Here is a 26,354-nt window from a genome sequence, read left to right as displayed (position 1 = left end):
CGACGCGCCGCAGCTCAGACCCTCGGAGGAACGCCGCGATGGCGGTCAGCAGCACCCCGGCTCGTTCGCCTCGCCGCGCCCGAGGCGAAGGCCAATGGGCTCTCGGGCACCGCGAGCCGCTCAACGCCAACGAGCGCACCAAGAAGGACGACAACCCGCTGAACGTGCGGGCGCGGATCGAGAACATCTACGCCCACGGCGGCTTCGCCTCGATCGACCCGGCCGACCTGCGCGGACGGTTCCGCTGGTGGGGCCTCTACACCCAGCGCAAGGCCGGCATCGACGGTGGTCGCACCGCGGTGCTCGAGCCGCACGAGCTCGAAGACGAATACTTCATGCTCCGGGTACGGGTCGACGGCGGCCAGCTCAGCCTCGAACAGCTCCGGGTGATCGCCGGGATCTCGCAGGAGTTCGCGCGCGACAGCGCCGACATCACCGACCGGCAGAACATCCAGCTCCACTGGATCCGGGTCGAGGACGTGCCGGAGATCTGGCGGCGGCTCGAAGCGGTCGGCCTGCAGACCACGGAGGCGTGCGGCGACTGCCCCCGGGTGGTGCTCGGCAGTCCGGTCGCGGGCGTCTCCGCCGACGAGGTGCTCGACGCGACCCCGGCCGTCGACGCGATCGTCGACCGGTTCGTCGGTGACCGGGAGTTCTCCAACCTGCCCCGCAAGTTCAAGTCGTCGGTGTCCTGGCTCGCCGACATGCCGTACGAGATCAACGACATCTCGTTCATCGGCGTCGACCACCCCGACTACGGCCCCGGCTTCGACCTCTGGGTCGGCGGCGGCCTGTCGACCAACCCGATGCTGGCCAAGCGCCTCGGCGTGTGGGTGCCGCTCGACGAGGTGCCCGACGTCTGGGTCGGTGTGGTCTCCGTCTTCCGCGACTACGGCTACCGGCGGCTGCGGCACCGCGCCCGGCTCAAGTTCCTCGTCGCCGACTGGGGTGTCGAGAAGTTCCGCGAGGTGCTGGAGAAGGAATACCTGGGCCGGTCGCTTGTGGACGGTCCCGCGCCGGTGTTGCCGGAGAAGCCGATCGATCACATCGGCGTGCACCGGCAGCGCGACGGGCGTTACTACGTCGGGGCCGCGCCGGTCGTCGGCCGGGTCTCCGGCTCGCAGCTCGCCCAGCTCGCCGACGTCGTCGAGGCGCACGGCAGCGGGCGCGTCTCCCTTACGCCGTACCAGAAGCTGCTGGTTCTCGACGTCCCCGAGGAGCGCACCGAAGACCTGGTGGCCGCGCTGCGCGGGATCGGCCTGGAGGCCCGCCCGTCCACCTGGCGGCGGTCGACGATGGCCTGCACCGGCATCGAATACTGCAAGCTCGCGATCGTCGAGACCAAGGCGCGCGGCCAGGAGTTGGTGGCCCGCCTCGAAGAGCGGCTCGGCGACATCGACGCCGACATCACCATCAACATCAACGGCTGCCCGAACGCCTGCGCGCGCACGCAGACCGCCGACATCGGCCTCAAGGGACAGTTGGTGATCGGCCCGGACGGTCGCCAGGTCGAAGGCTTCCAGGTGCACCTCGGCGGCGGCCTCGGCATGGCGCAGGGCCAGGAGAGCGGCTTCGGGCGCAAGCTGCGCGGTCTCAAGACCACGGCCGAGGACCTTCCCGGGTACGTCGAGCGACTGGCCCGCCGGTACCTCGACGGCCGCACCGGCCCGGACGAGGCCTTCGCCCAGTGGGTGGTTCGCGCGGACGAGGAGGCACTGCGATGAGCGACCGCGCGGCGCCCAACTACTGCCCGTACTGCGCCGAGGAGGATCTGCGTCCCCGCGAGGAGCCGCACGGCGCCTGGGAGTGCCGCGGGTGCCAGCGCGTGTTCTCGGTCAAGTTCGTCGGCCTGCGGGCCGAAGGAGTTTCTTCCAACCCCCGGACGGAAGAGGTGAGGTAGCCCATGGCAGCCGTGAACGCGGTCGGCTTGGGACTGGTGTCGCTGGGTGGCGCCCCGCGCCCGGCAGCGGATCGGCGTTCGGCCGACGAACTGCGCGGCCTGGCCGAGGCGGCCGGCCGTGACCTGGAAGGCGCACCGGCGCTGGAGATCGCCCGCTGGGCCTCCGAGACGTTCGGTTCGCGGTTCTGCGTGACCAGCTCGATGGCCGACGCCGTGGTCGCCCACCTGGTCTCCCGCGTTGCGCCCGGCGTCGACGTGGTGTTCCTCGACACCGGCCTGCACTTCCCGGAGACCCTGCGGGTCCGCGACACGGTCGCCCGCACCATGCCGGTCAACGTGCGGTCGATCCGGCCGCGGATGACGGTGGGCCAGCAGGACGGCGAGTACGGGCCGCGGCTGTTCAACCGGGCCCCCGACGAGTGCTGCTTCCTCCGCAAGGTCGAGCCGCTGGAGCGCGCGCTCGGCGACTACGACTCCTGGGCCACCGGGCTGCGCCGCGACGAGTCGCCGACGCGGGCCAACACGCCGGTCGTGGCGTTCGACCCCAAGCGCGGCAAGGTGAAGGTCAACCCGATCGCCGCGTGGAACCAGAACGACGTCGACAGCTACATCTCCCGCTGGAACGTGCCGGTCAACGAGCTGTTCAAGCAGGGGTACGGCTCGATCGGCTGCTGGCCGTGCACCCGGCGCACGAAGGCCGGCGAGGACCCGCGCGCCGGCCGCTGGGCGATGTTCGACAAGACCGAGTGCGGCCTGCACGTATGACACCTCGGCTCTGGTTCCCGTCCGCCGCCGGCCCGCTGGTGCTGGTGGCGCACGGCAGCCGTGACCCGCGGGCGGCCCGCGCCAACGAGGCACTGGCCGCCGCGGTGCGCCGGCTCCACCCGCGTGGGCAGGTGCGGCTGTCGTTCCTCGACCACACCGGCCCACGGCCGGCGGAGACGCTGCTGGACCTGGAGGCGTCGGGCGAGCGGCGGGCCACGCTGGTGCCGCTGCTGCTGACCTCGGCGTACCACGGCCGGGTCGACATCCCCGCCGCGCTGATGGACGCCCGGGCGGCCGGGCTGCGGATGCCCGTCTCGATCTCCGACGTGCTCGGGCCGGTCGGCGGGATGACCTCGCCGCTGCTGCTGGCCGCGCTGCGCCGCCGGCTCGCCGCGGCCTCGGCGGCGGCGGGGGTCTGGTCGTCGGCCGCTCCGCTGGACGGGGTGGTGCTGGCCGCTGCCGGCACCCGGGACGCGACGGCCCGCGAGACGGTGTCCGCGGTGGCGGCCAGCCTGTCGACCGTGCTGGGCGGGGTGCCGTGCCAGGTCGCGTACGCGTCCGCGGCCGCGCCCACCGGCGCCGAGGCGGTCGCCGACCTGCGGGCGTGCGGCGCGCGGCACATCGGTGTCGCGTCCTACTTCCTGGCACCGGGCCTGCTGCACGAGGCCGTGGTGACGGAGGCCCGGTCGGCGGGTGCGGTGGTGGTGGCCGAGCCGCTGGGTGGCGCTCCGGAACTGGCCCGGCTGGTGCTGGCCCGTTCCGCGACGGCCCGCGAGCCGGTCTGCGACCTCGCCAAGGCCGCCTGATACCGCCCACTTCGGAGTGAATGCACCGGGTTGTGGCTCGGGGGTGGATAGCTTGCGCGCGTGACGCGCGATACACCCCGACGGCATGCGCCGCCGGGCTTCTGGGACTCGCTGCCCGGCGCCCTGACCATCATCGCGGCGCTGGCACTCGTCAGCGTGTTCGTCCTGATCCGCGAGCGGGGCGCACACAAGATGACCGCGACGGTGACCGCGTGCCAGTTCCAGGGTGCAGTGGTGAAGGTCGAGCTGTTGGTGCGCAACGTCGGCCGCGAGGCGGGTCCGGCCCAGATCGAGTGGGCCTACCAGGACCTCGCGGGCAACCGGGTCGAGGCCGACCCGACGACTGTGGCGCACCTCTCGCCCGGCCAGTCCGTCCGCCATGAGGCGACCGCACCGCTGGACATCCCGTCATCGACGGGCACGTGCGAGGTAACCGCCGTCAGGTAGGTGAGCCGCCCCACCGCGAGCCTGGCAGCGGAGCGAAGCGCAGCGGTCCCCGGCGGGAGCGACGGTCCAGACCACCGCGGACCCGGGAAAGCGGGTCCTCGGTCTTGATCTTGGTTGAGATGAACGCGAGATGAACCCGCATTGAACGCACGGATTTTTTCGCCGTATACGCAGGACGCCCCGGTTGCCCGGGGCGTCCTTGCGGTGGTGCTGTGAATCAGGCGGAGTGAGCGCGCAGGACCCGCAGGCCGCCGCGGCGTTTGACCGCGCGCCGCTCTTCCTCGCTCATCCCACCCCATACGCCGGCGTCCTGACCGGACTCCAGCGCCCACTGCAGGCACTGGTCGGTCGCGGAGCACCGCCGGCAGACGGCCTTGGCCTGCTCGACCTGCAACAGAGCCGGCCCGGACGTCCCGATGGGGAAGAACAGCTCCGGGTCTTCGTCGCGGCAGGCAGCTACGTGGCGCCAGTCCATGGCGGCAACACTCCTCGTTCTGCGATGGCAAACAATGCGGGTTTTCCTATATGCGCGCGCGTTGCACTCCGTGACGGTGAGCATCCGACACGTCGGCAGCACGTGGGCAGGCGACTAGCCTCTAGGAACGGTGCCGAGGGTGCTCGCAATGTGCTCGCAGGCAACGTTCCCGTAACTCGTTTTCGCTTGTGAATACTTTCACGAACTGTCGCGATGTCAAGGGGGACGCCGCGAAAAAGTCTGAGCGGGTGAGCAAGCTCACGACCCCTTTGTCCGGTTTTCGAGCATGTGCCCTTGACCCGGATTTCGCCAGCCGCAATCAATGTAGTACGGTCCGGGCCACATTACTGGCATTTCCGGCACGTGTCACCCCTGCGGCTGCGAAAATCCGCGCCTGGACACCCCGTACCCACTCCTCAACAGATTACTCTCAGCGCTTGCGCCACGGAGGTAAATCTGACTTTTTCCCGCTCGCCGAGATAGTCACCGTCCAGTTGGAACGGTTCCGGACGGCGCGCGAGCAGGGTGAATTCGTGAACGTCATGGAGTTGAACGACTTGGCGGCCATGTGGATTCGTTCGCGGCGACAGGATTTGGGTGACTGTGCGTGTCGTGCTGGCCACCGCTAGCTGACGGACACCCAGCACGTCAAGTCCGAGGTCGAACGACGCGTCCGGATTAGGACTTACGGGCCGATCGCCGAGATAGGTCCACGGCGTCGTGTTCTGGATGATCACTGTCGCGAGTTCATCGACCGCCGTCTCCGCCGGACGCTCGAGCGATATTGCCGGATGGCGTCGGTCAGTCGCGAGATATTCACCGAACGTCGATCGCAGATAAAGCGCCGTCGTCGACACCCGACCCCGCGATCGGGCCCGTTCGACCCGCCGGATGACACCCGCGTCGAGACCGAACCCTGCACAGAAAGTGAAGTAGCGGTCGTCCGCGCGGCCGAGCCCGATGGTGCGGAAGCGGCCGGCGCGCAGACCCTCCAGGATCACGCCCGTGCCCTCTATCCAGTCTTTCGGAAGGCCGACGGCGCGCGCGAACACGTTGGTCGACCCACCGGGCACCACCGCGAGCGCCGGGAGCCGCTCGGCGGGCGTGGTCCGGTCCATCGGGGGCAGGTAGGGAAGCGCGCCCATCAGACCGTTGACGGCCTCGTTGACCGTTCCGTCCCCACCGAGGGTGACGACGACGTCGACACCGTGCTGAGCGGCGTCACGGACGAGCGCGACCGCGTGGCCTCGCCGCCGGGTGAACTCGACCCGCAGGTCGACAGCGCTACGCAGGGCGCGGATCAGGACATCGCGGCTGCGTTCGGATGTTGTGGTGGCCTTCGGGTTGACCACCAGCAAGGCCCGCATGTGGCGGACTGTACCCGCGTGTGGTCACCCTCCGTGCGCCTTCCAGATGCCCACAGGCTGTGTCGCTCGGCACGGCGGTATCGTGGCCGCGTGTCCGAGACCCCCGCCGAGCCCGCGCCGGCGACCCTGCGCGCCGCCGTGTGGCTGCTGTTCGCGGAGGCGGCCGGCATGGTCGCGCTCACTGTTTATCTGGCGTACGAGCTGCTGACCGCCGACGCGGTCGACATCACCTCGGCGCTGCTGCTCACGCTGTTCGCCGCGTTCGGCGCCCTGGCGCTGTTCCTCCTCGGGCGCGCCCTCACGCAGGGCCGGGCGGGCGCGCGCGGCCCCGCGATCGTGTTGCAACTCATGCTCTGCGCGGTCGGCTACTACATGATCCAAGGCGGCACGGCCTGGCTCGGCGTCGTGGCGATCGCCCTCGGCCTGGGTGTGTGCGGCCTGATGCTGGCACCGGCCAGCACCCGCGGGCTCGGCGTCGGTCGGTAGGCCGTGTCTCGTGTCTGAGGCCGCGCTGCGGTGGGCCCGGGCGCAGCGTCGGTCGGTAGGCCGTGTCTCGTATCTGAGGCCGCGGTGCGACGGCCCAGGCGCAGCGTCGGCCCTTAGGCCCTGGTTCGGGTCTCAGGCCGGGCTGCGGCGGGCCCAGGCGCCGCGTGCCGCATGGCACCTTCGGGGCCTAGCGCGTGTGATCCAGGACGAGCTTGCCGAAGACGCCGCCCTCGTGCAGGCGCTCGAAGGCGCGCTCGACCTCTGAGAAGCCGATCACCTCGTCGACCACCGGGCGGATCGCCTTGTCGGCGCAGAAGGCCAGCAGGGCGGCGAGCTCGCCCGGCGTTCCCATGGAGCTGCCGAGGATCTCGAGCTGCATCGCGTACACGCGGCGTAGGTCGAACTTCGGCAGGTGACCCGAGGTGGCGCCGGACACCACGATGCGGGCGCCGGGTGCGCTGGCCTTCATCGAGTGCTCGAAGGTCGCCTCGCCGACGGTCTCGATGATCACACCGACGCGTTCGGGCAGGCGCGCGCCGGGCTCGAGGGCGGTGGCCCCGAGGGCGCTGATCCGTTCGCGCTTCTTGGGATCGCGGCTGGTGACGTAGACCCGCTTGTCCATCGCGACCGCGATCAGCGCCGCGGCCGTCGCCACCCCACCGCCGGCGCCCTGGATCAGCACGGCGTCGGTCTCGTCGACCCGCCCCTTGGTGGTCAGCATCCGCCAGGCGGTAAGCCACGCGGTCGGCAGGCAGGCCGCGTCCTCCCAGGACAGGTCGGCGGGCTTGGGAACCAGGTTCTCGACGGGCACGGAGACCCGCTCCGCCAGGGTGCCCGGGAAGTGCTCGGACAGGAGCGAGTAGCCACGCGGATCGCCGGGCGTCGTCACCACCGGGTAGACGACGACCTCCTCACCACCGGGCGCGACGCCGGCGGCGTCGCAGCCAAGGATCATCGGCAGCTGCTGCTCGCGCAGCCCGACCCCACGCAACGACCAGAGATCGTGATGGTTGAGCGAACTGCTCCGCACCTCGACAGTGGTCCACCCCTCCCGCCGCTCAGGCTCGGGCATCTCACCGACAGCGAGCGCGGACAGCGGGTTGGCGTCATCGAACCGAGTGGCAAAGGCAGCACGCATGCCAAGGAATCTAGACGCTGAACCCGCCCAGCAGGGGTGGTGTCTGCGGAGGCTTTGCTCTGCACCCATATACGCACCGCAGGTCAGAGGGGGTGTTGCGTATATGGGTGCAGAGCAAACGCGCCGAACACGGGCCCGATCGGCGGGAGTTGCGGCAACGCGGCGGGAGCGGTGGACGGCGGCTGGTGGCGCGGCTATCGCCGTGACAACTGGCGTGGTTCGCGGTTGGTCTTGGCAGCGCGGGCCAGGCCGCGGAGCGAAGCGGACGCCGTGAAAACCGGCGTGGTTCACGGTTGGTCTTGGCACCGCGGGCCTGGCAGCGGAGCGAAGCGGAGCGGTCCCCGGCGGGAGCGACGGTCGTGCCCCCGACGGACCCGGGAACGCTGCCCTTGAACGCCTCCGACGGACCCGGGAACGCTGCCGTTGAATGCCTCCGACGGACCCGGGAACGCTGCCTATAGATGCGACCGGGGCCCGTCGCGAACAACGGGCCCCGGGAAATGCGTCGGGTCTAAATACGGGCAACACCGTCTCTGCGGGCAGCTTCGGCGACCGCGGTGGCGACGGCCGGCGCGACCCGCGGATCGAGCGGCGACGGGACGAACGCGTCCGGGTGCAGGTTGTCGGCGACCACGTTGGCGATGGCGTCCGCCGCGGCCACCTTCATGCCCTCGGTGATGCGGGTGGCGCGGGCCTCCAGCGCGCCGCGGAAGATGCCCGGGAAGGCCAGCACGTTGTTGATCTGGTTGGGGAAGTCGCTTCGGCCCGTGGCGACCAGGGCCGCGTGTCGGGAGGCGATCTCCGGGTGCACCTCGGGGGTTGGGTTGGCCAGGGCGAACACGATCGCGCCCGAGGCCATCGTCGCCACCGCGGACTCCGGGATCTCGCCGCCCGAGACGCCGATGAGGACGTCCGCGCCGGCTAGCGCGTCGGCTATGCCGCCCGAGCGGCGGTGTGGGTTGGTCTGGGCGGCCAGTTCGGCCTTGGCCACCGCGGCCGGTGCGGTCAGGTCCGGGCGGTCCGAGTGCAGGATGCCCTTCGAGTCGACCACCAGGACCTCGGCCGGGTTGACGCCGCCCGCGATCAGCATCTTGGTCACCGCGACGCCCGCCGCGCCCGCGCCGCTGACCACCACGCGTAGGTCGGTGAGTTTGCGTTCGAGCAGCGTTGCCGCGTTGCGCAACGCCGCCAGCACGACGATCGCGGTGCCGTGCTGGTCGTCGTGGAAGACCGGGATCGACAGGGCCTCGTCGAGGCGGCGTTCGATCTCGAAGCAACGCGGTGCGCTGATGTCTTCCAGGTTGATGCCGCCGAACGACGGTGCGAGCGCCCGCACCGTCTCGATGATGGCCTCGACGTCCTGGGCGTCGAGGCAGATCGGCACCGCGTCGACGCCGCCGAACTGCTTGAAGAGCACCGCTTTGCCCTCCATCACGGGCATCGCGGCGCGTGGGCCGATGTTGCCGAGGCCGAGCACGGCCGAGCCGTCGGTCACCACGGCGACCGTGTGCGAAACCCAGGTGTAGTCGTCGACCAGCGCGGGGTCGGCCGCTATCGCCTCGCAAACCCGGGCGACGCCGGGCGTGTACGCGAGCGACAGGTCTTCCCGGCTGGTCAGCGGGACGGTCGAGGTGACCGCCATCTTGCCGCCACGGTGCAGTTGGAAGACGGGATCGGCTGTGGACTCTGCGTCCATTGGAGTGCTCCTAATCGCGTCGAAAAAGGACAGCCGGCAGAGAGGTGCCGGCTGGACGCGAGGTCAGCGGTGACCGGCGAAGCACGCGGGGGTTGCCCGCTAAGTGTCGAGCATAATCCTTGACCGCAGTCGGGAGGGCTTGGGCCAATACCGCAACAGCACGCGCCCTTGTACGTCCGCGACGCCGTACGCCCGTGAGTCGTCGGTGACGAACTCGTTGTCGCCGCGCAGCCACCAGCCGCCGTCCTGCTCGTGGGTGGCGCGCTTCACGACGAGCAGATCAGGCCGCGAGCGGAATGTGGCGACGACGACATCACCGGGACGGACCGGGCGGCCACCGCGCAACACCAACAGCGCGTCACCGTCACGCAAGGTGGGTGCCATCGACGGACCTCGCACCAGAGCGGCGAAAAGTGACGCCACGAACGCACCTCCGCGACGTTTCGACACAGCACCGGGGGTAATGTCCTCAGCGAGGATCATCGTAAGTCTTCCCTTGGAGGAGTCCTGATGCGACTTCCTAGTTTCCTTGCGCCGCGCACTGTCGTCAGCGCTCACTGCGATCTGCCTTGCGGCGTCTACGACCCGGCGCAGGCCCGGATCGAGGCCGAGTCGATCAAGGCGATCATGGAGAAGTACCAGGCGAACGAGGACCCGGTCTACCGCACCCGCGCCTTGATCATCAAGGAGCAGCGGTCGGAGCTCGTCAAGCACCACCTGTGGGTGCTCTGGACCGACTACTTCAAGCCGCCGCACTTCGAGAAGTACCCGCAGCTCCACCAGCTCTTCAACGAGGCGACCAAGCTCGCCGGCGGTGCTGGCACCAAGGAGTCGGTCGACCCGGCCACCGGCGACAAGCTGCTGGCGAAGATCGAGGAGATCTCCAAGATCTTCTGGGAGACCAAGAAGGCCTGAGTTTCGATGTTCCGGCCGGTGCCCCGCGCGGGGTGCCGGCCGGCGTCGTCCGCACGACTCGCCGCGAGCCGGTAGAGTCCGCAACCGGTGAACCTGATGACGATGCAGCCAGATGCCCTCGACGACGACGTCGTGCTCCTCACGGTGCCGGCCGACGGTGGATACCTGGGCGTGCTCCGCACGGCCACGGCCACTCTCGCCGCCCGGTTGCAGTTCGCGCTGGACGAGATCGAGGATCTCCGGATCGCCGTCGACGAGGCCTGCGCGATGCTCCTGGTCGTGGCCACGCCCGACGCCGAGTTGGAGTGCCGGTTCGCGGTGACCGACGACGCACTGCAGGTCGAGGTGACGGTGCCGACGGCGCGCGGTGCGCGGCTGCCCGCGGAGAGCTCGTTCGCGTGGAAGGTGCTGACCGCGTTGACCAGCTCGGCGACCGCGGAGGCCGAAGACGGCCGGGCGACCATCCGCCTCGTCACCCAGCGCACGGGGCGATAGACCGGAGCCTCAGAGGCGGTCGTCCAACGTGGCGACGTCGTTCCGCGCCGCCGAGCGGTCGATGCGGGGCTTGGCCGCCGGGTCGCCGTAGAGGGCGAAGCGCAGGAACTCCGTCGTCGTGTCGGCCAGCACCTCGAACGACGCGCCGCCGTCGCGCAGCAGGGTCGCGCCGTGGTCACCCTTGGGAAAGGTCAACATCGCTTTCGGCCAGGGTACGGCGTCGTAGGCGGCCTTGCCGGACGCGTACGACACGGTCTCGTCCCGCTGCCCGTGCACGAACAGCATCGGCGCGGCCGCGCCGCGGAACCCGGTGCCCGTGCCGAGCGAGCTGCCGGACATCACGATCCCGGCGTCCAGCCGCGCGTCGCGGGCCAGCGTGAAGAGCCCGACGGTGGTGATGCCGCCCGCGGAGTGCCCGGCCGCCGCCACCCGGTCCGTGGCCAGCCGATGGAACAACCCGTCACCGCGCTTGCCGTCGAGGGCGAGCACCTTCCCGATCACGTACGAGGCGTCAGCCGGCTGGTTGATCACGTCCAACACGTCGTAGTCCGCCGCCCCGCCACTGGTGTGCGGAAACGCGGGCGCGGCCACGACAAACCCGGCCGCCGCCCACTGGCGCAACAACGGTGCGTAGTCCTCGGGCCGCCCACCAAGCCCGTGACTGAACAACACGAGCGGAAACCGCCCGGCCCCCTCGGGATAGAACACGGTGGTAGCCAACTTCCGCCCACCCCGCGCCAACGCCAGCTCCCGCTCGCCAACCTCGAACGACCGCGCGGGCGCCTTCCCCCGCACCGGCGTCGGAGCAGCCGACACCGCACTCGGCGAGGTGGTCGACGCTGGCGTGCGAAATGACGGCGCGGCGACGCTGCACCCGGCCAGCAATGCCCTACCGAGCGCGACTACGGCAACCCGAGCAAGCGCAGTCGTCATCCGCAGAGCTGCTGGTCGGGGCCGAAGGCGGTGCGCAGCGGGCCGGGGGAGCACCTGGCTTGCTTGTCGCCGTCTAGGCGCCAGCGTAGGAAGTCCGTGGTCGACGTCATGACCTCATTGAACCCGCGTTGGCCCGGACTCAGGTAGGAACCGTGGTTGAGGCCGTGGAGCGTGAGGAAGCCCTTGTCCCACGGAACGCGGGCGTAGACGGCGCGGCCGGTCGAGTAAGGCACCGTCGGGTCGGCGTCGCCGTGGATGAACAGCATGGTGGCCGGTGGGCCGCCGAACTCGAACCTGGGTCGGGCGCCGGCGATGACGATCGCGCCCTTCAGGCGTGCGGAGTGGCCACGCTGCAGCATCGCGGCGGCCGTGTACGCGCCGCCGGAGTGACCGGCCGCGACCACGTCGGCGGTGTCGAGGTGGCCGGCGAACGGGTCGCCGGGCGCGCGGTCGAGCCGGCTCACGCCTTGCACCACGGCCCACGCGTCGGCGGGCTGGTTGACCAGGTCGTCGCGGGTGTAGCCGGGCGCGTTCTTCTTCGTGTGCGGATACGCCGGCGCGATCACGACGAAGCCGGCCGCGGCCCAGCGGGTCGTCATCTGCACGTGGTCTTCCGGGCGGCTCTGCAGCCCGTGGCTGAAGATCACGAGCGGGAACCGGCCGTCGGCTACCTCGGCGTCCCGGCCGGCGACGACAGAGCCGGGGCGGCCGGCGGCGGGATACCAGACCATGGTGGGCAGCGGGCGGTCCGCGCCCCGGGAGAAGGCCAGCACGCGCACGCCCACCGGGTAGCTGCCGGAAGCCTGCACGGCCGCGCCGCCGGGGGAGGACACCACAGGGACGAATGCCGATATTGCGAATATGAGCAGCAAAGCGAGCAGTGCGAGCACCGACCGCCTTCCCCCCATGACCACACGGTAAGTGCTAGGAACCGGACAGACGTCAGCCTTTTCGGTGTTTGGGGTGGTCGAAGCGGTTCGCTAAGGTCGTTCGCATGTCTGACGACTACCGGGACCCGAGTGGCAACACGGAGGCGTTCCGCGCCTTCCAGGCCCGCGAGGAAGCCGCTGCCCCCAGCACCACCGCCCCCGCCGCCGCCAACCGCACGCCGCTGATCATCGGCGGCGCCGTGCTGGCCGCCGTGGTGATCATCGTGCTGGTGTTCGCGCTGACCTGAGCCACCATCTGGGCCACGGCCTAGGCCACTACCCCGAGCGTCTGGGTGGCGATCTCCCACTCCTCGTCGGTCGGCACCACACACACCGCCACCGGAGACTCCGGTGGCGAGATCACGCGTGCCCCGCATTCGGCCGCCTCGTTGCGCGCCGGGTCCACCACGATGCCGAGCCGGTCGAGGCCGGCCAGCGCACCCGCGCGTACCGCCGGCGCGTTCTCACCCACGCCCGCCGTGAACGTGATCGCGTCCAGCCGGCCCAGGTCGGCGTAGTAGGCGCCGACGTACGAGCGGATCCGCCGGCAGTAGACCTCGAACGCCAGCGCGGCGGCCCGGTCGCCGGTCGCGCGCTTGGCCAGCAGGACGCGCATGTCGTTGACGCCGGCCAGGCCGACCAGCCCGCTGCGCCGGTTGAGCAGCTCGTCGATCTCGTCGAGCGGCATCCCGGCGACCCGGTGCAGATGGAAGATGATCGCCGGGTCCAGGTCGCCGCTGCGGGTGCCCATGACCAGCCCCTCCAGTGGCGAGAGGCCCATCGAGGTGCCCACGCTGCGGCCGCCCTCGACCGCGCAGGCGCTCGCGCCGTTGCCGAGGTGCAGGGTGATCGTGTTGACCTCCTCGACCGGGCGGCCGAGCAGCGCCGCCGTGCGCCGCGAGACGATCGCGTGCGAGGTGCCGTGGAAGCCGTAGCGGTGGATGCCGTACCGCTCAGCCGTCTCGGCGTCGATCGCGTACGTGCTGGCCGCGGGGGAGAGCGTCCGGTGGAAGGCGGTGTCGAAGACCGCCACCTGGGGTACGCCCGGCAGCAGCGACCGGGCGACCTGGATGCCCGCGAGGTTGGCCGGGTTGTGCAGCGGCGCCAGCGGGACCAGGTCCGCGATCGCTGCCAGCACCGCGTCGTCGACCAGCGCCGGCGCGGTGAAGGTGAGCCCGCCGTGCACGACGCGGTGGCCGACGGCAGTCAGGCCGTCGAGCGGTAGCTCCGCCATCGCGGCGGCCAGGGCCTCGGCGTGGTCCTTGGGTGCGCCCGGCTCGCTCTCGCCGATCCGCTCGACGGTCCCGCTGGCGACGACGACGGGCGCCGGGTCAGCCGGGTCGACGCCGCCGGCCGGCACGTCGAAGAGGCGGTATTTCAGCGACGACGAGCCGCAGTTGAGGACCAGGACCCGGCTCATCGGGCGGCCGCCTGGATGGCGGTGATGGCGACCGTGTTGACGATGTCCTTCACCGTCGCGCCGCGGGACAGGTCGTTGACCGGCCGGCGCAGGCCCTGCATGACCGGGCCGACCGCGACCGCGCCCGCCGACCGCTGCACGGCCTTGTAGGTGTTGTTGCCCGTGTTGAGGTCCGGGAAGATGAAGACCGTCGCCCGGCCGGCCACCAGGCTGCCCGGCAGCTTCGTGGCCGCCACGTCGGCGTCGATCGCCGCGTCGTACTGGATCGGCCCCTCCACCGGCAGGTCGGGCCGGCGTTCGCGGACCAGCGCGGTCGCCGTCGCCACCTTGTCGACGTCGGCGCCCGCGCCCGAGGTTCCGGTCGAATAGGACAGCATCGCGACCCGCGGCTCGATGCCGAACGCGGCGGCGGTCTCGGCGCTGGACAGCGCGATGTCGGCCAGTTGCGCGGCGTCCGGGTCGGGGTTGACCGCGCAGTCGCCGTAGACGAGCACCCGGTCGGCCAGCAGCATGAAGAAGACGCTCGACGCGACCGACACCCCGGGCACCGTTTTGATCACCTCGAACGCGGGCCGGATGGTCGCCGCCGTCGTGTGGGTCGCGCCCGAGACCATGCCGTCGGCCTGGCCGGCCAGCACCATCAGGGTGCCGAAGTAGTTGGGGTCGGCGACCACGTCGTGCGCGAGGTCCAGGGTCACGCCCTTGTGCGAGCGGAGGCCGGCGTACGTGACCGCGAACTCGTCGCGCCACGCGCTGGTGGCCGGGTCGACCACGGTGGCGCCGGAGATGTCGACGCCGAGCTCGCGTACCCGGCGGGCGATCTCGTCCTCGGCACCGAGCAGGGTGAGGTCGGCGACGCCGCGGCGCAGCAGGATCTCGGCCGCCCGCAGGATCCGCTCCTCGGTGCCCTCGGGGAGCACGAGCCGGCGGCGGGCGGAGCGGGCGCGGTCGATCAGGTCGTACTCGAACATCAACGGGGTGACCCGCGACGACCGCGCGACCTGCAGCCGGTCGGCGAGGGCGGCGGTGTCGACATGCGACTCGAACGCCCCGAGGGCGGCCTCCACCTTGCGCGGGCTGGTCGCGCTGGGCCGGCCCTCGACCCGAGAGGCCGCCGCGACCGTGTGGTAGCTGTCGGAGTCGACCGAGAGCACCGCGAGCCCGCTGTCGAGCCGGTCGATCAGCCGCATCACCCGCTCGTCGGGGCGCTCGCCGAGGGTGAGCATCAGCCCGGCCACCGCGACCAGGCCGCTGGCGTGGGCGCTGGACGCGGCGACCAGCAGGTCGGCCCGGTCTCCCGGGGTGATCACCAGGCAGCCGTCGGTCAGGTGGTCGAGGAAGGCCGGCACGTGCGCGCCGCCGACGACCAGGTCGAGCACGTCGCGGTCGAGCGCGCCGGCGTCGCCGGTCCGGACCGTCGCGCCCAGGGCCGTCGCGACCTCGCCCACCGTCGGGGCGGAGACGGTCGGGATCTCGGGGATGACGTACGCGGGGACCGGCAGGTCCGGGGCCACGAGGCCGACCGGCGCCCGGTTGGCGATCACCGCCAGCACGGTGGCGCCGAGGTCGGTCAGGCTGTGGTACGCCGCGCTCATCGCGGATGCCGGGTCGTCGGTCTGCCCGTCGACCACCGCGACCGCCACGCTGCCGAGCTCCGTCGCGAGCCGGGCGTTGAAGCCGAGCTGGCGGGGGTCGTCGTTGTCCTCGAGGTCGCTGCCGATCACCACCATGGCCGGCACCTGCCGCTCGACCGCCCGGTAGCGCTCGACGATCTGCGAGATCAACTCTTCCCGGCGCCCGGCCGCCACCAGGGCGGTCGCCTCGGCGTACGTGGCGCCGTGCAGGTCGTCGGCGGGCAGGGAGATCCCGTAACGGCGCCTCAGCAGGTCGAGGATCGGGTCCTGCCCGGGCACCGTGACCAGCGGCCGGAAGGCACCGATCCGCCCCACCTGCCGCGACAGCAACTCGGCCAGGCCGAGCGCCACCGTCGACTTGCCGCCACCCTCGCCAAAACTCGCGATATAGACACTGCGCCCCACCGAACCAACCTACCCAGGTTGATCGGTGGGGCGCAGTGATCGGGAACTAGTCCTCGTCGTCGTCCAGCCGCGCCAGGTACGTGGCGAAGCGCTCCATCGGCGTCTCGAAGTCCGGGTTGTCGTCGACGAAGTCGCGAAGTCGGTCGGCGACCCACTCCAGCGACACCGTCTCCTCGCCCCGGCGCTCGACGAGCTCTTCGATGCCGCGGTCGGTGAAGTACATGCTCAGCTCTCCGACGCGAGCCGGGGCAGCGCCGCCTCGACCAGCGCGGTCTGCTCGGCGTCGTGCAGCTTCGTGGAGCCCACCGACGGCGCGGCGGCGGCCGGGCGGGAGATCCGCCGGAGCCGGACGCCCTCGAGGTGCTCGAGCAGGTTCAGCGCCACGAACGACCAGGCTCCCTGGTTGGCCGGCTCCTCCTGGACCCAGGCGAAGTCGACCGCGTTCGGGAACTGGGCCAGGGCGGCCTTCACCTCGTCGACCGGGAGCGGGTAGAGCTGCTCCATCCGCACCAGCGCGGTGTCGGTGATCTTGCGGTCGGCACGGGCCTGCACCAGGTCGTAGTAGACCTTGCCGGAGCAGAGCAGCACCCGCCGCACGCCCTGCGGGTCGAGCCCGCTGGTGTCGGGGATGACCGGCTGGAACGTACCCGTGGTGAAGTCCTCCACCGACGAGACGACCAGCTTGTGCCGCAGCAGCGACTTCGGCGTGAACACGATCAGCGGCTTGCGCTTGGGCGACAGGGCCTGGCGGCGCAGCAGGTGGAAGTAGTTGGCCGGGGTCGTCGGGATGACCACGCGGATGTTGTCTTCCGCGGCCATCTGCAGCCAGCGCTCCGGGCGGCCCGAGGTGTGGTCGGGGCCCTGGCCCTCGTGGCCGTGCGGGAGCAGCAGCGTCAGCGCCGACTGCTGGCCCCACTTGACCTCGCCCGAGGTGATGAACTCGTCGGCCACGGACTGCGCGCCGTTGGCGAAGTCGCCGAACTGCGCCTCCCACAGCACCAGCGCCTGCGGGTTCTCCACCGAGTAGCCGTACTCGAAGCCCATCGCCGCGTATTCGGAGAGCAGCGAGTCGTGGACGAAGAACCGCGCGCGGTCCTTGGTCAGCGTCGCCAGCGGCAGGAAGTCCTTGCCGGTGTCGGCGTCGACGACCGAGGCGTGCCGCTGCACGAACGTGCCCCGGCGCGAGTCCTGGCCGGCCAGCCGGACGGTGACCCCGTCGGCCAGCAGTGTGCCCAGGGCGATGATCTCGCCGAAGCCCCAGTCGATGTGGCCCTCGACGGACATCTTGTGCCGCCGGTCGAGCAGCTGCTGGAGCCGCTTGTGCGGGGTGAAGCCCTCCGGCAGGTTGACGTGCGCCTCGCCGACCGCGCGGACGTCCTCGACGGAGACGGCGGTCTCGACCGCGGGCTCCGGCTCGGGCTGGCGGCTGCGGACCGGGCGGGTGCCGGTGGCCGCCGCGTCGCGGGTCGCCTTGAACACCTGCTCGAGCTGGGACTGGTAGTCGCGCAGCAGCTCTTCGGCGTCGTCGACGGTGATGTCGCCGCGGCCGATCAGCTCCTCGGTGTAGAGCTTCCGGACGGAGCGCTTCTGGTCGATGATCGAGTACATCAGCGGGTTGGTCATCGAGGGGTCGTCGCCCTCGTTGTGGCCGCGCCGCCGGTAGCAGACCAGGTCGATCACGACGTCCTTGTTGAACGCCTGGCGGTATTCGAAGGCCAGCCGGGCGACCCGGACGACGGCCTCGGGGTCGTCGCCGTTGACGTGGAAGATCGGCGCCTGGATCATCCGGGCGACGTCGGTCGAGTAGAGCGACGAGCGCGAATATTCCGGGGCGGTGGTGAAGCCGACCTGGTTGTTGACCACGACGTGCACGGTGCCGCCGGTGCGGTAGCCGCGCAGCTGCGAGAGGTTGAGCGTCTCCGCGACCACGCCCTGGCCGGCGAACGCCGCGTCACCGTGGATGGCCAGCGGCAGGACGGTGTAGCCCTCCAGCTTGAGGTCGATCCGGTCCTGCTTGGCCCGGACGATGCCCTCCATCACCGGGTCGACGGCTTCGAGGTGCGACGGGTTGGCGGTCACCGAGACGCTGATCGCGTGCTCGCCGTCGGGCGTCGTGAACTTGCCGGTCTGACCCAGGTGGTACTTCACGTCGCCGGAGCCGTGCGCCGACTTCGGGTCGATGAAGCCCTCGAACTCGTTGAAGATCTTCTCGTACGGCTTGCCGACGATGTTGGCGAGCACGTTGAGCCGGCCGCGGTGGGCCATGCCGATCACGACCTCGTCGAGGTCACCCTCGGCGGCGGTCTGCAGCACCTCGTCGAGCAGCGGGATCAGCGACTCGCCGCCCTCCAGCGAGAAGCGCTTCTGACCGACGTATTTGGTCTGCAGGAAGGTCTCGAAGGATTCGGCGGCGTTGAGCCGGTTGAGGATGTGCTTCTGCTCCTCGGCCGACGGCTTCTCGTACTTCCGCTCTATCCGCTCCTGGATCCAGAGGCGCTCCTCCGGGTCCTGGATGTGCATGTATTCGATGCCGACCCGGCGGCAGTAGCTGTCGCGCAGCACGCCCAGGATGTCGCGCAGCTTCATCGTCTGCTTGCCGGCGAACCCGCCCACCGGGAAGCTGCGGTCGAGGTCCCACAGCGTCAGGTCGTGCTCGAGCACGTCGAGGTCGGGGTGCTTGCGCATCTTGAACTCGAGCGGGTCGGTGTCGGCCATGAGGTGGCCGCGCACCCGGTACGCGTGGATCAGCTCGATCACCCGCGCGGTCTTGTCGATCGAGCCCTCGGAGCTCGTCGCGACGTCGCGCATCCAGCGGACCGGCTCGTACGGGATCCGCAGCGAGGTGAAGATCTGGTCGTAGAAGCCGTGCTCGCCGAGGACCAGCTCGTGGATCACCTTGAGGAACTCGCCGGACTGGGCGCCCTGGATGATCCGGTGGTCGTACGTGCTGCTCAGCGTGATGATCTTGCTGACGGCCAGCTCGGCCAGCCGGTCCTCGGACATGCCCGCGTACGGCGCGGGGTACTCCATCGCGCCGACGCCGATGATCGTGCCCTGGCCGATCATGAGGCGCGGCTGGGAGTGCACCGTGCCGATGCCGCCCGGGTTGGTCAGCGAGATCGTCGTGCCGGCGTAGTCGTCCATCGTGAGCTCGTTGCGCCGGGCGCGCCGCACGATGTCCTCGTAGGCCTGCCAGAACTGCCGGAAGTCCATCGCCTCGGCGCCCTTGATCGACGGCACGACCAGCGTGCGGGTGCCGTCGGGACGCTTGAGGTCGATCGCGATGCCGAGGTTGACGTGCGCGGGCTGCACGAGCGCGGGCTTGCCGCCGACCTCGGTGAACGAGTTGTTCATCGCCGGGATCTCGCGCAGCGCCCGGACCATCGCCCAACCCACCAGGTGGGTGAAGCTGACCTTGCCACCGCGGCCGCGGGCCAGGTGGTTGTTGATCACGATGCGGTTGTCGACGAGGAGCTTCGCGGGCACGGCCCGGACGCTGGTCGCGGTCGGCACAGCCAGGGAGGCGTCCATGTTCTGGACGATCTTGGCGGCCACACCCCGCAGCGGGGTCGTCTCGTCCGACTTCGCCGCCTCGGGCTCCTTGGCCGGCGTGGCGGCGGACTTGGCGGGCGCGGCCGCCTTGGCCGGGGTCGTCGCGCGGGGCTGCGCGGGCGCCTTCGTGGCTGTGTCCACCTTGCCGTCACTCTTCGTAGTCGCGGAGGGCTTCGGGGTGGCCTTGGCGGCGGTCGCCCGCGGTTCCGGGGATACGGCGGCGCCCGGCGCGTCGGTGCCGGCCCTGGCGGCGGTCTTCGTCGCCGTCGCGGCGCTCGCCTGAGTGGGCGACGCGCCGTCGTTGTCCGGGCGGTAATCGGCGAAGAAGTCGTGCCACGCCGGGTCCACGCTCGTCGGATCCGCGAGATAGCGCTGGTACATCTCGTCGACGATCCACTCATTGGGGCCGAAACCCGCGAGTGGGTTATCAGATGTCTGCTGGCTCGACACGGCCGGTAATCGCCTCTTCCGCGCGCTGTGTGTATGTGTGAGAAGTCGGCCTCAAGGCTACGCCGCGCGACATGGACGGCCATCGGCGACGTCCGTCCGTGTCACGTCTCACAGGTTAAAACGCAAAGAGGTGTTAGGAGATGTCGCGCTTGCGTGTGATGAGGGTGCCGATGACGCCCGCGACCAGCGCGTAGGCGATCAGGACGGCCGCGCCGGACCAGCGTGGTGGGCTGCCCGGCAGGTCGGTGCCGGTGACCAGCAGGCCCGAGGCCAGCGGTGGGACGATCAGCTGGAGGTTGTTCCACCAGTCGCCGAACTTGTCGGCGAGCAGGTTCAGCACGATCGCCCCGGCGAAGAAGCCGCCGATGTAGAGCGCGCTGGTGGTGATCGTGCCGGCCAGCTGGCTCGGGATCAGCACCCCGAAGCCGACGCCGATCACCGCCCAGATCAGGTAGGCCAGGCCGTTGAGCAGGATGGCCTGCCAGAGGGCGCTCGTGCCGAGCTGCGACGGGACGTCGTAGAGGCCGAGGATCAGCGGCGCCACGAGGAAGTTGAGCAGTGTGGTGCCGAGCCAGAACAGCAGGCCGACGATGCCGGCGGCAGCCAGCTTGGCCAGGATGACCGCGGTGCGGCGCGGGGTGGTCAGGAACGTCGTGGTCGCGGTCTGGTGCGCGAACTCGTTGGTGACCACGATGACGCCGATCAGCATCACGATCATCAGGCCGAAGAACTGGCCGCTGGTGTAGAGGTTGGCGGCGACGTTGGCGGCTTCCCGCACGGCGTTGAACTGCGCGTCGTCGTTCGGCGTGCCCTCCGGAGGGTTGACCAGCACCGCGGTCGAGATCCAATTGACGCCGGTCGCGAGCGCCCACAGCACCAGCGCGATGATGCCGAACACCCACCACGTGCTGACCGTGCGGACCTTGAGCAGCTCGCTGCGCACCAGCCTCATCGGATGCCCGCCTTTCCGGCCGTGAGCTCCAGGAAGACGCCCTCGAGGTCGGGGCGTTCGGGGGTCAGCTCGTGCAGCTCGACCCCGGCGGCCAGTGCCGCCTTGCCGATCGCGGGCGCCTCGACGCCCGTGACCAGCAGCGTGTTGTCGCCGCGGGGGGTGATGGTGGCGCCGGGCAGACCGCTGAGTGCCGCGGTCAGCCCGTCGGCCTGCGGGGTGCGGACCCGGACGTGGGCGGTGGTGGTCATCGAGGTGACGACCTCACCCATCGGGCCCTGCCGGAGCAGCTTGCCGTTGGCGATGATCACGACGTCGTCGGCCAGCAGCTCCATCTCGGAGAGCAGGTGGCTGGAGACCAGCACGGTGCGACCCTCGCGGGCGAGGCCCTGGAGCAGGCCGCGCATCCAGCGGATGCCCTCGGGGTCGAGGCCGTTGGCCGGCTCGTCGAGGATCAGCACCCGCGGGTCGCCGAGCATCGCGGCCGCGATGCCGAGCCGCTGGCGCATGCCGAGCGAGTAGCCCTTGAACTTGCGCTTGGCGGCCGGGGTGAGGCCGACCAGCTCGAGCACCTCGTCGGCCCGCTTCTTCGGCAGGCCCGCCGCCGCGCAGATGACCCGCAGGTGGTTGATGCCCGTGCGGCCCTTGTGCGCGCTGGACGCCTCGAGCACGGCGCCCACCGTGCGCAGCGGGTCGCGCAGGTCGGCGTAGCGGCTGCCGCCGATCGTGGCCGAGCCGGACGTCGGCGTCACGAGGTTGAGCAGCATGCGCAGCGTGGTCGTCTTGCCCGCGCCGTTGGGACCGAGGAAGCCGGTCACCCGGCCCGGTCGGACGCTGAACGAGAGCCCGTCGACGGCCAGCAGTGTCTTGTAGCGCTTGGTGAGACCGGAGACAACTATCTCGCCGTCGGACATCTCGCTCCTTTCCCCGGGTGACGTCGCCGCACACCCTACCGGCGGGGTAGGACGAATGTTGCCCTCAAATCGCCAGCCAGGTGGCTCTGGCGTGGGCCAGCAGCCGGCCGTCGCGGTCGTACAGCGCGGAGTGCACCGCGGCCTTGCGGCCCTCGGTGCCGGACAGCATGCCGACCACGACGGACTCGCTGCCGGGCGCGGGCGGCTCGGTGATCACCGTGGCCATCCGGCCCAGCACGTACGCCCGGCCGGGGCTGAGCACCGACCAGCCGCCGGGGCAGTCCAAAGCCGACCAGACCGTCTCGGTGGTCACCTCGGCGGGCGCCGTGAACGGCGCCGCGACCACGCCGTCGACCGGCCCGGGAAAGATCCGCAGCCCGTCGGCGCGTTCCGGCCCGCAGACGTAGCAGGTCGGGAACGGGTGTTCGGTGAAACCGGCGTAGCGGGTGGCGGCGTCGGTCGCGGCCTCGATCGTGACGCGCGGCGCGACGGGCTCGAACGCCGGCACCGCGCGCGCCGTCGCGATCACCTGGCCGTCGGGGTCGACCACGTCGCTGCCGTCGGCGGCCAGCCGCACGTTCAGCGGGGGCGGCTTGAGCAGCGTGACCTCGGGGACGCCGGCGCCGTGCACCAGGGCGGCGAAGGTGCCCGCGGAGTAGCCGCCGTTGCCGGTGCCCGGCGGACCGTTGAACCGGCTGGCGATGACCATCGAACGGCTGTTCACCTGCACACCTTCCCACAGGCGCCGAGGTCCGGCGTTCACGTAATCGACATCCCCGCACCTGTTCTCCGACACGCGTGTGGTAGCCGGCACACTTACACAGAACGCATGGACCTCCTGACCAGGACCGGCGGCTACACCCTGCTGATCGCGGACGACGCGCAGCAGGTGGCCGCCGCCCAACGGCTGCGCTACCAGGTGTTCGCCGAGGAGCTGGGCGCGACCCTGCACACCACGGTCCCCGGCCACGACGTCGACGAGTTCGACGAGGCCTGTGACCACCTGATCGTCCGCGACGACAAGTCCGGCGCGATCGTCGGCACCTACCGGATGCTGTTGCCCGGGCGGACGACCAGCCGCTACGGCGACACCGAGTTCGACCTGTCCGCTCTCGACCCGCTGCGCGACGCCCTCGTGGAGACGGGTCGCTCGTGCGTCGCTCCGGAGCACCGCTCCGGCGCGGTGATCAACCTGATGTGGGCCGGCATCGCCCGCTACCTCCACCTGCACAACAAGCGGTGGCTGGGCGGCTGCGCCTCCATCCCGCTCGACGACGGTGGCGGCCAGGCCGCCGGCGTCTGGGAGCGGGTGCGCACCAAGCACATCTCCCCGCCCCGGATGCGCGTCGTCCCGCGGCACCCGTGGGAGGTCCCGGCGGCCGAGGCGATCTCGAACGCGGCCATGCCGCCGCTGCTGCGCGGCTACCTGCGGCTGGGTGCGTGGGTCTGCGGCGAGCCGGCGTACGACCCGGACTTCGACTGCGCCGACCTCTACGTGCTGCTCTCCCTCGACCGGATCGACCCCCGCTACCTGCGGCACTTCTTGGGAGTCGACCAGTGAGCCTGTGGCGGCCGCAGAACGACTGCGGCACCGACTGCCTCGACACCGACGGGCCGGCCGAGGCGCCAGCGGCGATCCAGGTGCTGCGGTTCGTCCGGCTGATGGGCGCGCTGGTCTTCGGCGCCCTGCTGGTGCCGGTGCTTCCGCTGCTCACCGAGCGGGGCCGGGACCGGGCCGCCAAGGCCTGGGGTCGGGCGACGCTGGCGGCGCTCGGGGTGCGGCTGCGGCTACGTGGTCGCCTGCCCCGCGGCGGATCCCTGGTGGTCGCCAACCATGTGTCCTGGCTGGACATCGTCGCGCTGCTCGCGGTCGCGCCCGGCCGGATGTTGGCCAAGGTCGAGGTCCGGCAGTGGCCGCTGTTCGGCGCGCTGGCGGCGTCCGGCGGCACGATCTTCATCGACCGGGCCCGGCCGAAGACGCTGCCGGACACGGTCGCCGACGTGGCCGCGGCGCTGCGCGCGGGTGCCGTGGTCACGGTCTTCCCGGAAGGCACGACCGGTTGCGGCGAGGGGGTCGGGCCGTTCCGCCCGGCGATGTTCCAGGCCGCCATCGACGCCGGAGTGCCGATCGTTCCGGTGACCCTGCGGTACGGCGGCCCGGCCGCATCGTTCATCGGCGACGAGACACTCTGGTCGTCGGTCCGCCGAGTGCTCGCGCTGCGCGCCCCGGTCGCGTCGGTCTCCGTCGCGCCGGCCCTGCACCCGGAGCCCGCGGCGTCCCGCCGGGCACTGGCCCGGGTGGCCCAGGCCGCCGTCGGCACGCCGGTCTTCGTCCCCGTCCCGGTCGTCCCCGTCGAGGAGACCCCGCTCCCGATCCCGGTGGCGCTAGCCGCGTAAACCCCGCCTCCAGAGCCGCTGGCATGACGCGATACATCGCGATATGCTCAAGCGGCTTTCGGGAGGTGAGCCCGTGTCCAATGCCTGGACCGTGGAAGAGCCGCGGCGGCTCGACATCGACGCGTCCGTCGACCGGGTCGACGTCAACCTGGTCTCCGGCCGGGTCAACCTGGTCGGCGCCGACGACGGTCCGGCGCGGGTCGACATCACCCGGGCCGGCCGCACCCCGGTGATCGTCGAGGTGGTCGACCGTACCCTCGTGATCCGGCACCACAAGATGCCCCGCTTTCCCGGCGTGTTGTGGTGGATCGGGCAGCTCCGCCGCCGCTTCCGGGTCGAGGTCTCGATCAGCGTGCCCCGCGCCACCGGCGCCTACGTGCGGTTGGTCGACGGCGCCGTGGTCGTCGCCGGCTTGCGCACCGACACCGACGTCGACGTCACCTCGGGCCGGGTCACGCTGATGGGTTTGGGTGGCCGGACCCGCGCCAAGCTCGTCTCGGGCCCGGTCGAGGCCCTGGGCGTCGACGGTGACCTGACACTCAAGACGGTCTCCGGTGAGCTCGTGCTCGCCGACAGTGCGGCGGACCGGGTCGAGATGTCGACGGTCTCCGGCTCGGTCACCTGTGATCTCGACAACCCGCACCACCGCGAGCTCCGGCTGCACGCCACCTCCGGCAGCGTCACCGTCCGGGTCCGCGAAGACGCCGACCTGGCCGTCGACCTGCACACCCAGTCCGGCCAGATCACCAGCGCGTTCCCGCGGTTGGCCGTCGAACGACACGGCTCGTCGCAGCATCGGCGCGGCCATCTCGGCGGCGGAACCGGCAAACTCTGGGCCACGACCGTTTCCGGCAGCATCGCGTTGCTGGCGCGCCCGGTCGACGACGGAGGGGAGACGCCGGAATGACGGCCGTGTTCAGCCATGGGCGGTTGCGTCTCTACCTGCTCAAGCTGCTCGACGACGGCCCGAAGCACGGCTACGAGCTGATCCGGCTGCTGGCCGACCGGTTCCACGGCACGTACGCGCCCAGCGCCGGCACCATCTATCCGCGGTTGGCCCGGATGGAGAGCGAGGGCCTGGTCACCCACACCGCGGCGGGCGGGCGCAAGACGTACTCGATCACCGACGACGGCCGCTCGGAGCTGCGCCAACGGGCCGGCGAGCTGGAGACGCTGGAGAAGGACATCAACGCGTCCGTCGCCGACCTGGCCGCGGAGATCCAGGCCGAGGTGCACGGCTCGGCCCGCGACCTCAAGCGCGAGCTGCGCGAGGCGGCCCGGCAGACCCGGCGGGGCACCTCGTGGGTGGTCGACGTCCAGCTCGGGGGGCGCCCGTCCCCGCCGGGCACCGACCCGCAGGCCGACTTCGACCGGCGGTTGGTGGCGTTCTCGGACGAGGTGCGTGCGCTGGTCCGCCGTGGGCGGTTCAGCGACGACCAGCTGCGCACGGCGTCCAGACTGCTCGACGGAGTACTCGACGGACTGCGCCGGATGCAACGGTAGAAACCGCTCAGCGCGCACAGCGGACTTTCAGGTTCAATCCAGCGGCGACACAGCGTACGGGTTAATGATGGGTGTCATGGCCGCTCCACAGACCGAGGCGAGACTGCTTGTCGTCGAAGACGACCCGAACATCCTCGAGCTGCTCTCCGCCAGCTTGAAGTTCGCCGGCTTCGAGGTGAGCACCGCGACGAGCGGCAGCTCCGCCGTCAGCGCCGCCAAGGATCGCCGGCCCGACCTGGTCGTCCTCGACGTGATGCTCCCGGACCTCGACGGCTTCGAGGTGATAAGGCTGATGCGCGAAGGCGGCACCCGTACCCCCGTGGTGTTCCTGACCGCCCGCGACGCCACCGACGACAAGATCCGCGGCCTGACCCTGGGCGGCGACGACTACGTCACCAAGCCGTTCAGCCTCGAGGAGCTGACCGCCCGCATCCGGGCGGTGCTGCGCCGCACCACCTCCGGTGACCAGAGCACCTCCCGGCTCACGTTCGCCGACCTCGAGCTCGACGAGGAGACCCACGAGGTCTACCGCGCCGGCGCGCGGGTCCAGCTTTCCCCCACCGAGTTCAAACTGCTCCGCTATCTGATGCTCAACGCCAACCGGGTGCTCTCCAAGGCGCAGATCCTCGATCACGTCTGGAACTACGACTTCCGCGGCGACGACAACATCGTGGAGAGCTACATCTCCTACCTGCGTCGCAAGATCGACAACGGCCAGCCGCGGCTGATCCACACCCTGCGTGGCGTCGGATACGTCCTGCGCAAACCGACGGCCTGA

General features: G+C 70.8%; 28 protein-coding genes. 14 read left to right on the top strand and 14 right to left on the bottom strand.

What is annotated here, in order from left to right; genetic code table 11:
• Positions 1 to 38 precede the first annotated feature (38 nt).
• From CHC05_RS09505 to CHC05_RS09485, 5 genes are read left to right on the top strand one after another with little or no spacing between them, the layout of a single operon-like run.
• Positions 39 to 1,724 carry a nitrite/sulfite reductase gene (locus CHC05_RS09505; protein ID WP_089246878.1) on the top strand — a complete coding sequence of 562 codons (1,686 nt, stop codon included), beginning with the start codon at positions 39 to 41 and terminating at the stop codon, positions 1,722 to 1,724.
• Entirely contained in the window at positions 1,721 to 1,900 is a 180-nt protein-coding gene (locus CHC05_RS42010) for a hypothetical protein (protein WP_089246876.1), read from the top strand. The genes CHC05_RS09505 and CHC05_RS42010 overlap by 4 nt, the downstream gene beginning before the upstream one ends.
• Positions 1,901 to 1,903: 3 nt before the next feature.
• Positions 1,904 to 2,665 (top strand): phosphoadenylyl-sulfate reductase, encoded by a 762-nt coding sequence (locus tag CHC05_RS09495; RefSeq protein WP_089246874.1) that lies wholly within the window; start codon positions 1,904 to 1,906, stop codon positions 2,663 to 2,665.
• Positions 2,647 to 3,471, top strand: a complete 825-nt coding sequence (locus CHC05_RS09490) for a sirohydrochlorin chelatase (RefSeq protein WP_425426722.1) — start codon at positions 2,647 to 2,649, stop codon at positions 3,469 to 3,471. Before CHC05_RS09495 ends, CHC05_RS09490 begins: the two co-directional genes overlap by 19 nt.
• A gap of 60 nt (positions 3,472 to 3,531) precedes the next feature.
• Positions 3,532 to 3,918, top strand: coding sequence for a hypothetical protein (locus CHC05_RS09485; protein WP_089246870.1), 387 nt, complete (start codon positions 3,532 to 3,534; stop codon positions 3,916 to 3,918).
• Between the two features lie 217 nt (positions 3,919 to 4,135).
• On the opposite strand, the gene CHC05_RS09480 is transcribed toward CHC05_RS09485, so the two are convergent.
• A complete protein-coding gene (locus CHC05_RS09480) occupies positions 4,136 to 4,393 on the bottom strand; it encodes a WhiB family transcriptional regulator (protein ID WP_089246868.1) in 258 nt (85 codons plus the stop codon).
• Positions 4,394 to 4,809: 416 nt separating this feature from the next.
• Entirely contained in the window at positions 4,810 to 5,760 is a 951-nt protein-coding gene (locus CHC05_RS09475) for a diacylglycerol/lipid kinase family protein (protein WP_089246866.1), read from the bottom strand.
• A 90-nt stretch (positions 5,761 to 5,850) separates the two neighbouring features.
• On the opposite strand from CHC05_RS09475, the gene CHC05_RS09470 reads away from it, so the two are divergent.
• On the top strand, positions 5,851 to 6,246 hold the full coding sequence (locus CHC05_RS09470; protein ID WP_245870734.1) for a hypothetical protein: 396 nt from the start codon (positions 5,851 to 5,853) through the stop codon (positions 6,244 to 6,246).
• A 187-nt stretch (positions 6,247 to 6,433) separates the two neighbouring features.
• Here the strand turns inward: CHC05_RS09470 and CHC05_RS09465 are convergent, their stop codons facing one another.
• From CHC05_RS09465 to CHC05_RS09455, 3 genes are all read right to left on the bottom strand, one after another.
• Positions 6,434 to 7,384 (bottom strand): zinc-binding dehydrogenase, encoded by a 951-nt coding sequence (locus CHC05_RS09465; protein ID WP_089246864.1) that lies wholly within the window; start codon positions 7,382 to 7,384, stop codon positions 6,434 to 6,436.
• 511 nt (positions 7,385 to 7,895) lie between these two features.
• Positions 7,896 to 9,080 (bottom strand): NAD(P)-dependent malic enzyme, encoded by a 1,185-nt coding sequence (locus tag CHC05_RS09460; RefSeq protein WP_089246862.1) that lies wholly within the window; start codon positions 9,078 to 9,080, stop codon positions 7,896 to 7,898.
• Positions 9,081 to 9,179: 99 nt separating this feature from the next.
• Positions 9,180 to 9,563 carry a S26 family signal peptidase gene (locus CHC05_RS09455; protein ID WP_089246860.1) on the bottom strand — a complete coding sequence of 128 codons (384 nt, stop codon included), beginning with the start codon at positions 9,561 to 9,563 and terminating at the stop codon, positions 9,180 to 9,182.
• Between the two features lie 27 nt (positions 9,564 to 9,590).
• Between CHC05_RS09455 and sodN the strand changes: the two genes are divergently transcribed.
• Positions 9,591 to 9,995 (top strand): superoxide dismutase, Ni, encoded by a 405-nt coding sequence (sodN, locus tag CHC05_RS09450; RefSeq protein WP_089246858.1) that lies wholly within the window; start codon positions 9,591 to 9,593, stop codon positions 9,993 to 9,995.
• Positions 9,996 to 10,091: 96 nt separating this feature from the next.
• Entirely contained in the window at positions 10,092 to 10,490 is a 399-nt protein-coding gene (locus tag CHC05_RS09445; RefSeq protein WP_089246856.1) for an ATP-binding protein, read from the top strand.
• 9 nt (positions 10,491 to 10,499) lie between these two features.
• On the opposite strand, the gene CHC05_RS09440 is transcribed toward CHC05_RS09445, so the two are convergent.
• Both CHC05_RS09440 and CHC05_RS09435 read right to left on the bottom strand, forming a co-directional pair.
• Positions 10,500 to 11,210: an alpha/beta hydrolase family protein gene (locus CHC05_RS09440; protein ID WP_245870732.1), complete on the bottom strand. Its 711-nt coding sequence runs from the start codon at positions 11,208 to 11,210 to the stop codon at positions 10,500 to 10,502.
• A 209-nt stretch (positions 11,211 to 11,419) separates the two neighbouring features.
• Entirely contained in the window at positions 11,420 to 12,331 is a 912-nt protein-coding gene (locus tag CHC05_RS09435) for an alpha/beta hydrolase family protein (protein WP_144022532.1), read from the bottom strand.
• Between the two features lie 86 nt (positions 12,332 to 12,417).
• Here CHC05_RS09435 and CHC05_RS09430 point away from each other — a divergent pair, with 86 nt between their 5' ends.
• On the top strand, positions 12,418 to 12,600 hold the full coding sequence (locus tag CHC05_RS09430) for a hypothetical protein (protein WP_089246850.1): 183 nt from the start codon (positions 12,418 to 12,420) through the stop codon (positions 12,598 to 12,600).
• Positions 12,601 to 12,620: 20 nt separating this feature from the next.
• Here the strand turns inward: CHC05_RS09430 and CHC05_RS09425 are convergent, their stop codons facing one another.
• From CHC05_RS09425 to CHC05_RS09395, 7 genes are all read right to left on the bottom strand, one after another.
• Positions 12,621 to 13,772: an acetate kinase gene (locus tag CHC05_RS09425; RefSeq protein WP_089246848.1), complete on the bottom strand. Its 1,152-nt coding sequence runs from the start codon at positions 13,770 to 13,772 to the stop codon at positions 12,621 to 12,623.
• Positions 13,769 to 15,811, bottom strand: coding sequence for a phosphate acetyltransferase (pta, locus tag CHC05_RS09420; RefSeq protein ID WP_089246846.1), 2,043 nt, complete (start codon positions 15,809 to 15,811; stop codon positions 13,769 to 13,771). The genes CHC05_RS09425 and pta overlap by 4 nt, the downstream gene beginning before the upstream one ends.
• A 46-nt stretch (positions 15,812 to 15,857) precedes the next feature.
• The gene (locus tag CHC05_RS41360; RefSeq protein WP_089246844.1) at positions 15,858 to 16,034 is read right to left on the bottom strand and encodes a DUF6104 family protein; all 177 of its coding nucleotides are present in this window, start codon (positions 16,032 to 16,034) and stop codon (positions 15,858 to 15,860) included.
• 2 nt (positions 16,035 to 16,036) lie between these two features.
• Positions 16,037 to 19,813 (bottom strand): multifunctional oxoglutarate decarboxylase/oxoglutarate dehydrogenase thiamine pyrophosphate-binding subunit/dihydrolipoyllysine-residue succinyltransferase subunit, encoded by a 3,777-nt coding sequence (locus CHC05_RS09410; protein WP_089246842.1) that lies wholly within the window; start codon positions 19,811 to 19,813, stop codon positions 16,037 to 16,039.
• A gap of 133 nt (positions 19,814 to 19,946) precedes the next feature.
• Positions 19,947 to 20,765, bottom strand: a complete 819-nt coding sequence (locus CHC05_RS09405; protein WP_089246840.1) for an ABC transporter permease — start codon at positions 20,763 to 20,765, stop codon at positions 19,947 to 19,949.
• On the bottom strand, positions 20,762 to 21,676 hold the full coding sequence (locus CHC05_RS09400) for an ABC transporter ATP-binding protein (protein WP_089246838.1): 915 nt from the start codon (positions 21,674 to 21,676) through the stop codon (positions 20,762 to 20,764). The genes CHC05_RS09405 and CHC05_RS09400 overlap by 4 nt, the downstream gene beginning before the upstream one ends.
• A gap of 64 nt (positions 21,677 to 21,740) precedes the next feature.
• Positions 21,741 to 22,385, bottom strand: coding sequence for a hypothetical protein (locus CHC05_RS09395; RefSeq protein WP_089247495.1), 645 nt, complete (start codon positions 22,383 to 22,385; stop codon positions 21,741 to 21,743).
• A 120-nt stretch (positions 22,386 to 22,505) separates the two neighbouring features.
• Here CHC05_RS09395 and CHC05_RS09390 point away from each other — a divergent pair, with 120 nt between their 5' ends.
• The 5 genes from CHC05_RS09390 (at position 22,506) to CHC05_RS09370 (ending at position 26,354) form a co-directional block, all read left to right on the top strand.
• On the top strand, positions 22,506 to 23,237 hold the full coding sequence (locus tag CHC05_RS09390; protein WP_089246836.1) for a GNAT family N-acetyltransferase: 732 nt from the start codon (positions 22,506 to 22,508) through the stop codon (positions 23,235 to 23,237).
• The gene (locus CHC05_RS09385; RefSeq protein WP_245870731.1) at positions 23,234 to 24,073 is read left to right on the top strand and encodes a lysophospholipid acyltransferase family protein; all 840 of its coding nucleotides are present in this window, start codon (positions 23,234 to 23,236) and stop codon (positions 24,071 to 24,073) included. The genes CHC05_RS09390 and CHC05_RS09385 overlap by 4 nt, the downstream gene beginning before the upstream one ends.
• Before the next feature lie 73 nt (positions 24,074 to 24,146).
• Positions 24,147 to 24,980, top strand: coding sequence for a DUF4097 family beta strand repeat-containing protein (locus tag CHC05_RS09380; RefSeq protein WP_245870730.1), 834 nt, complete (start codon positions 24,147 to 24,149; stop codon positions 24,978 to 24,980).
• Positions 24,977 to 25,576, top strand: coding sequence for a PadR family transcriptional regulator (locus CHC05_RS09375; RefSeq protein ID WP_089246832.1), 600 nt, complete (start codon positions 24,977 to 24,979; stop codon positions 25,574 to 25,576). The genes CHC05_RS09380 and CHC05_RS09375 overlap by 4 nt, the downstream gene beginning before the upstream one ends.
• Before the next feature lie 76 nt (positions 25,577 to 25,652).
• Entirely contained in the window at positions 25,653 to 26,354 is a 702-nt protein-coding gene (locus CHC05_RS09370) for a response regulator transcription factor (RefSeq protein ID WP_089247491.1), read from the top strand.

Origin of the sequence: Asanoa hainanensis (assembly GCF_900188485.1) — a bacterium.
Lineage (GTDB): Bacteria > Actinomycetota > Actinomycetes > Mycobacteriales > Micromonosporaceae > Asanoa > Asanoa hainanensis.
Note: the sequence above shows the minus strand (reverse complement) of the source record. Positions and strands in the feature narration are given on the sequence as shown.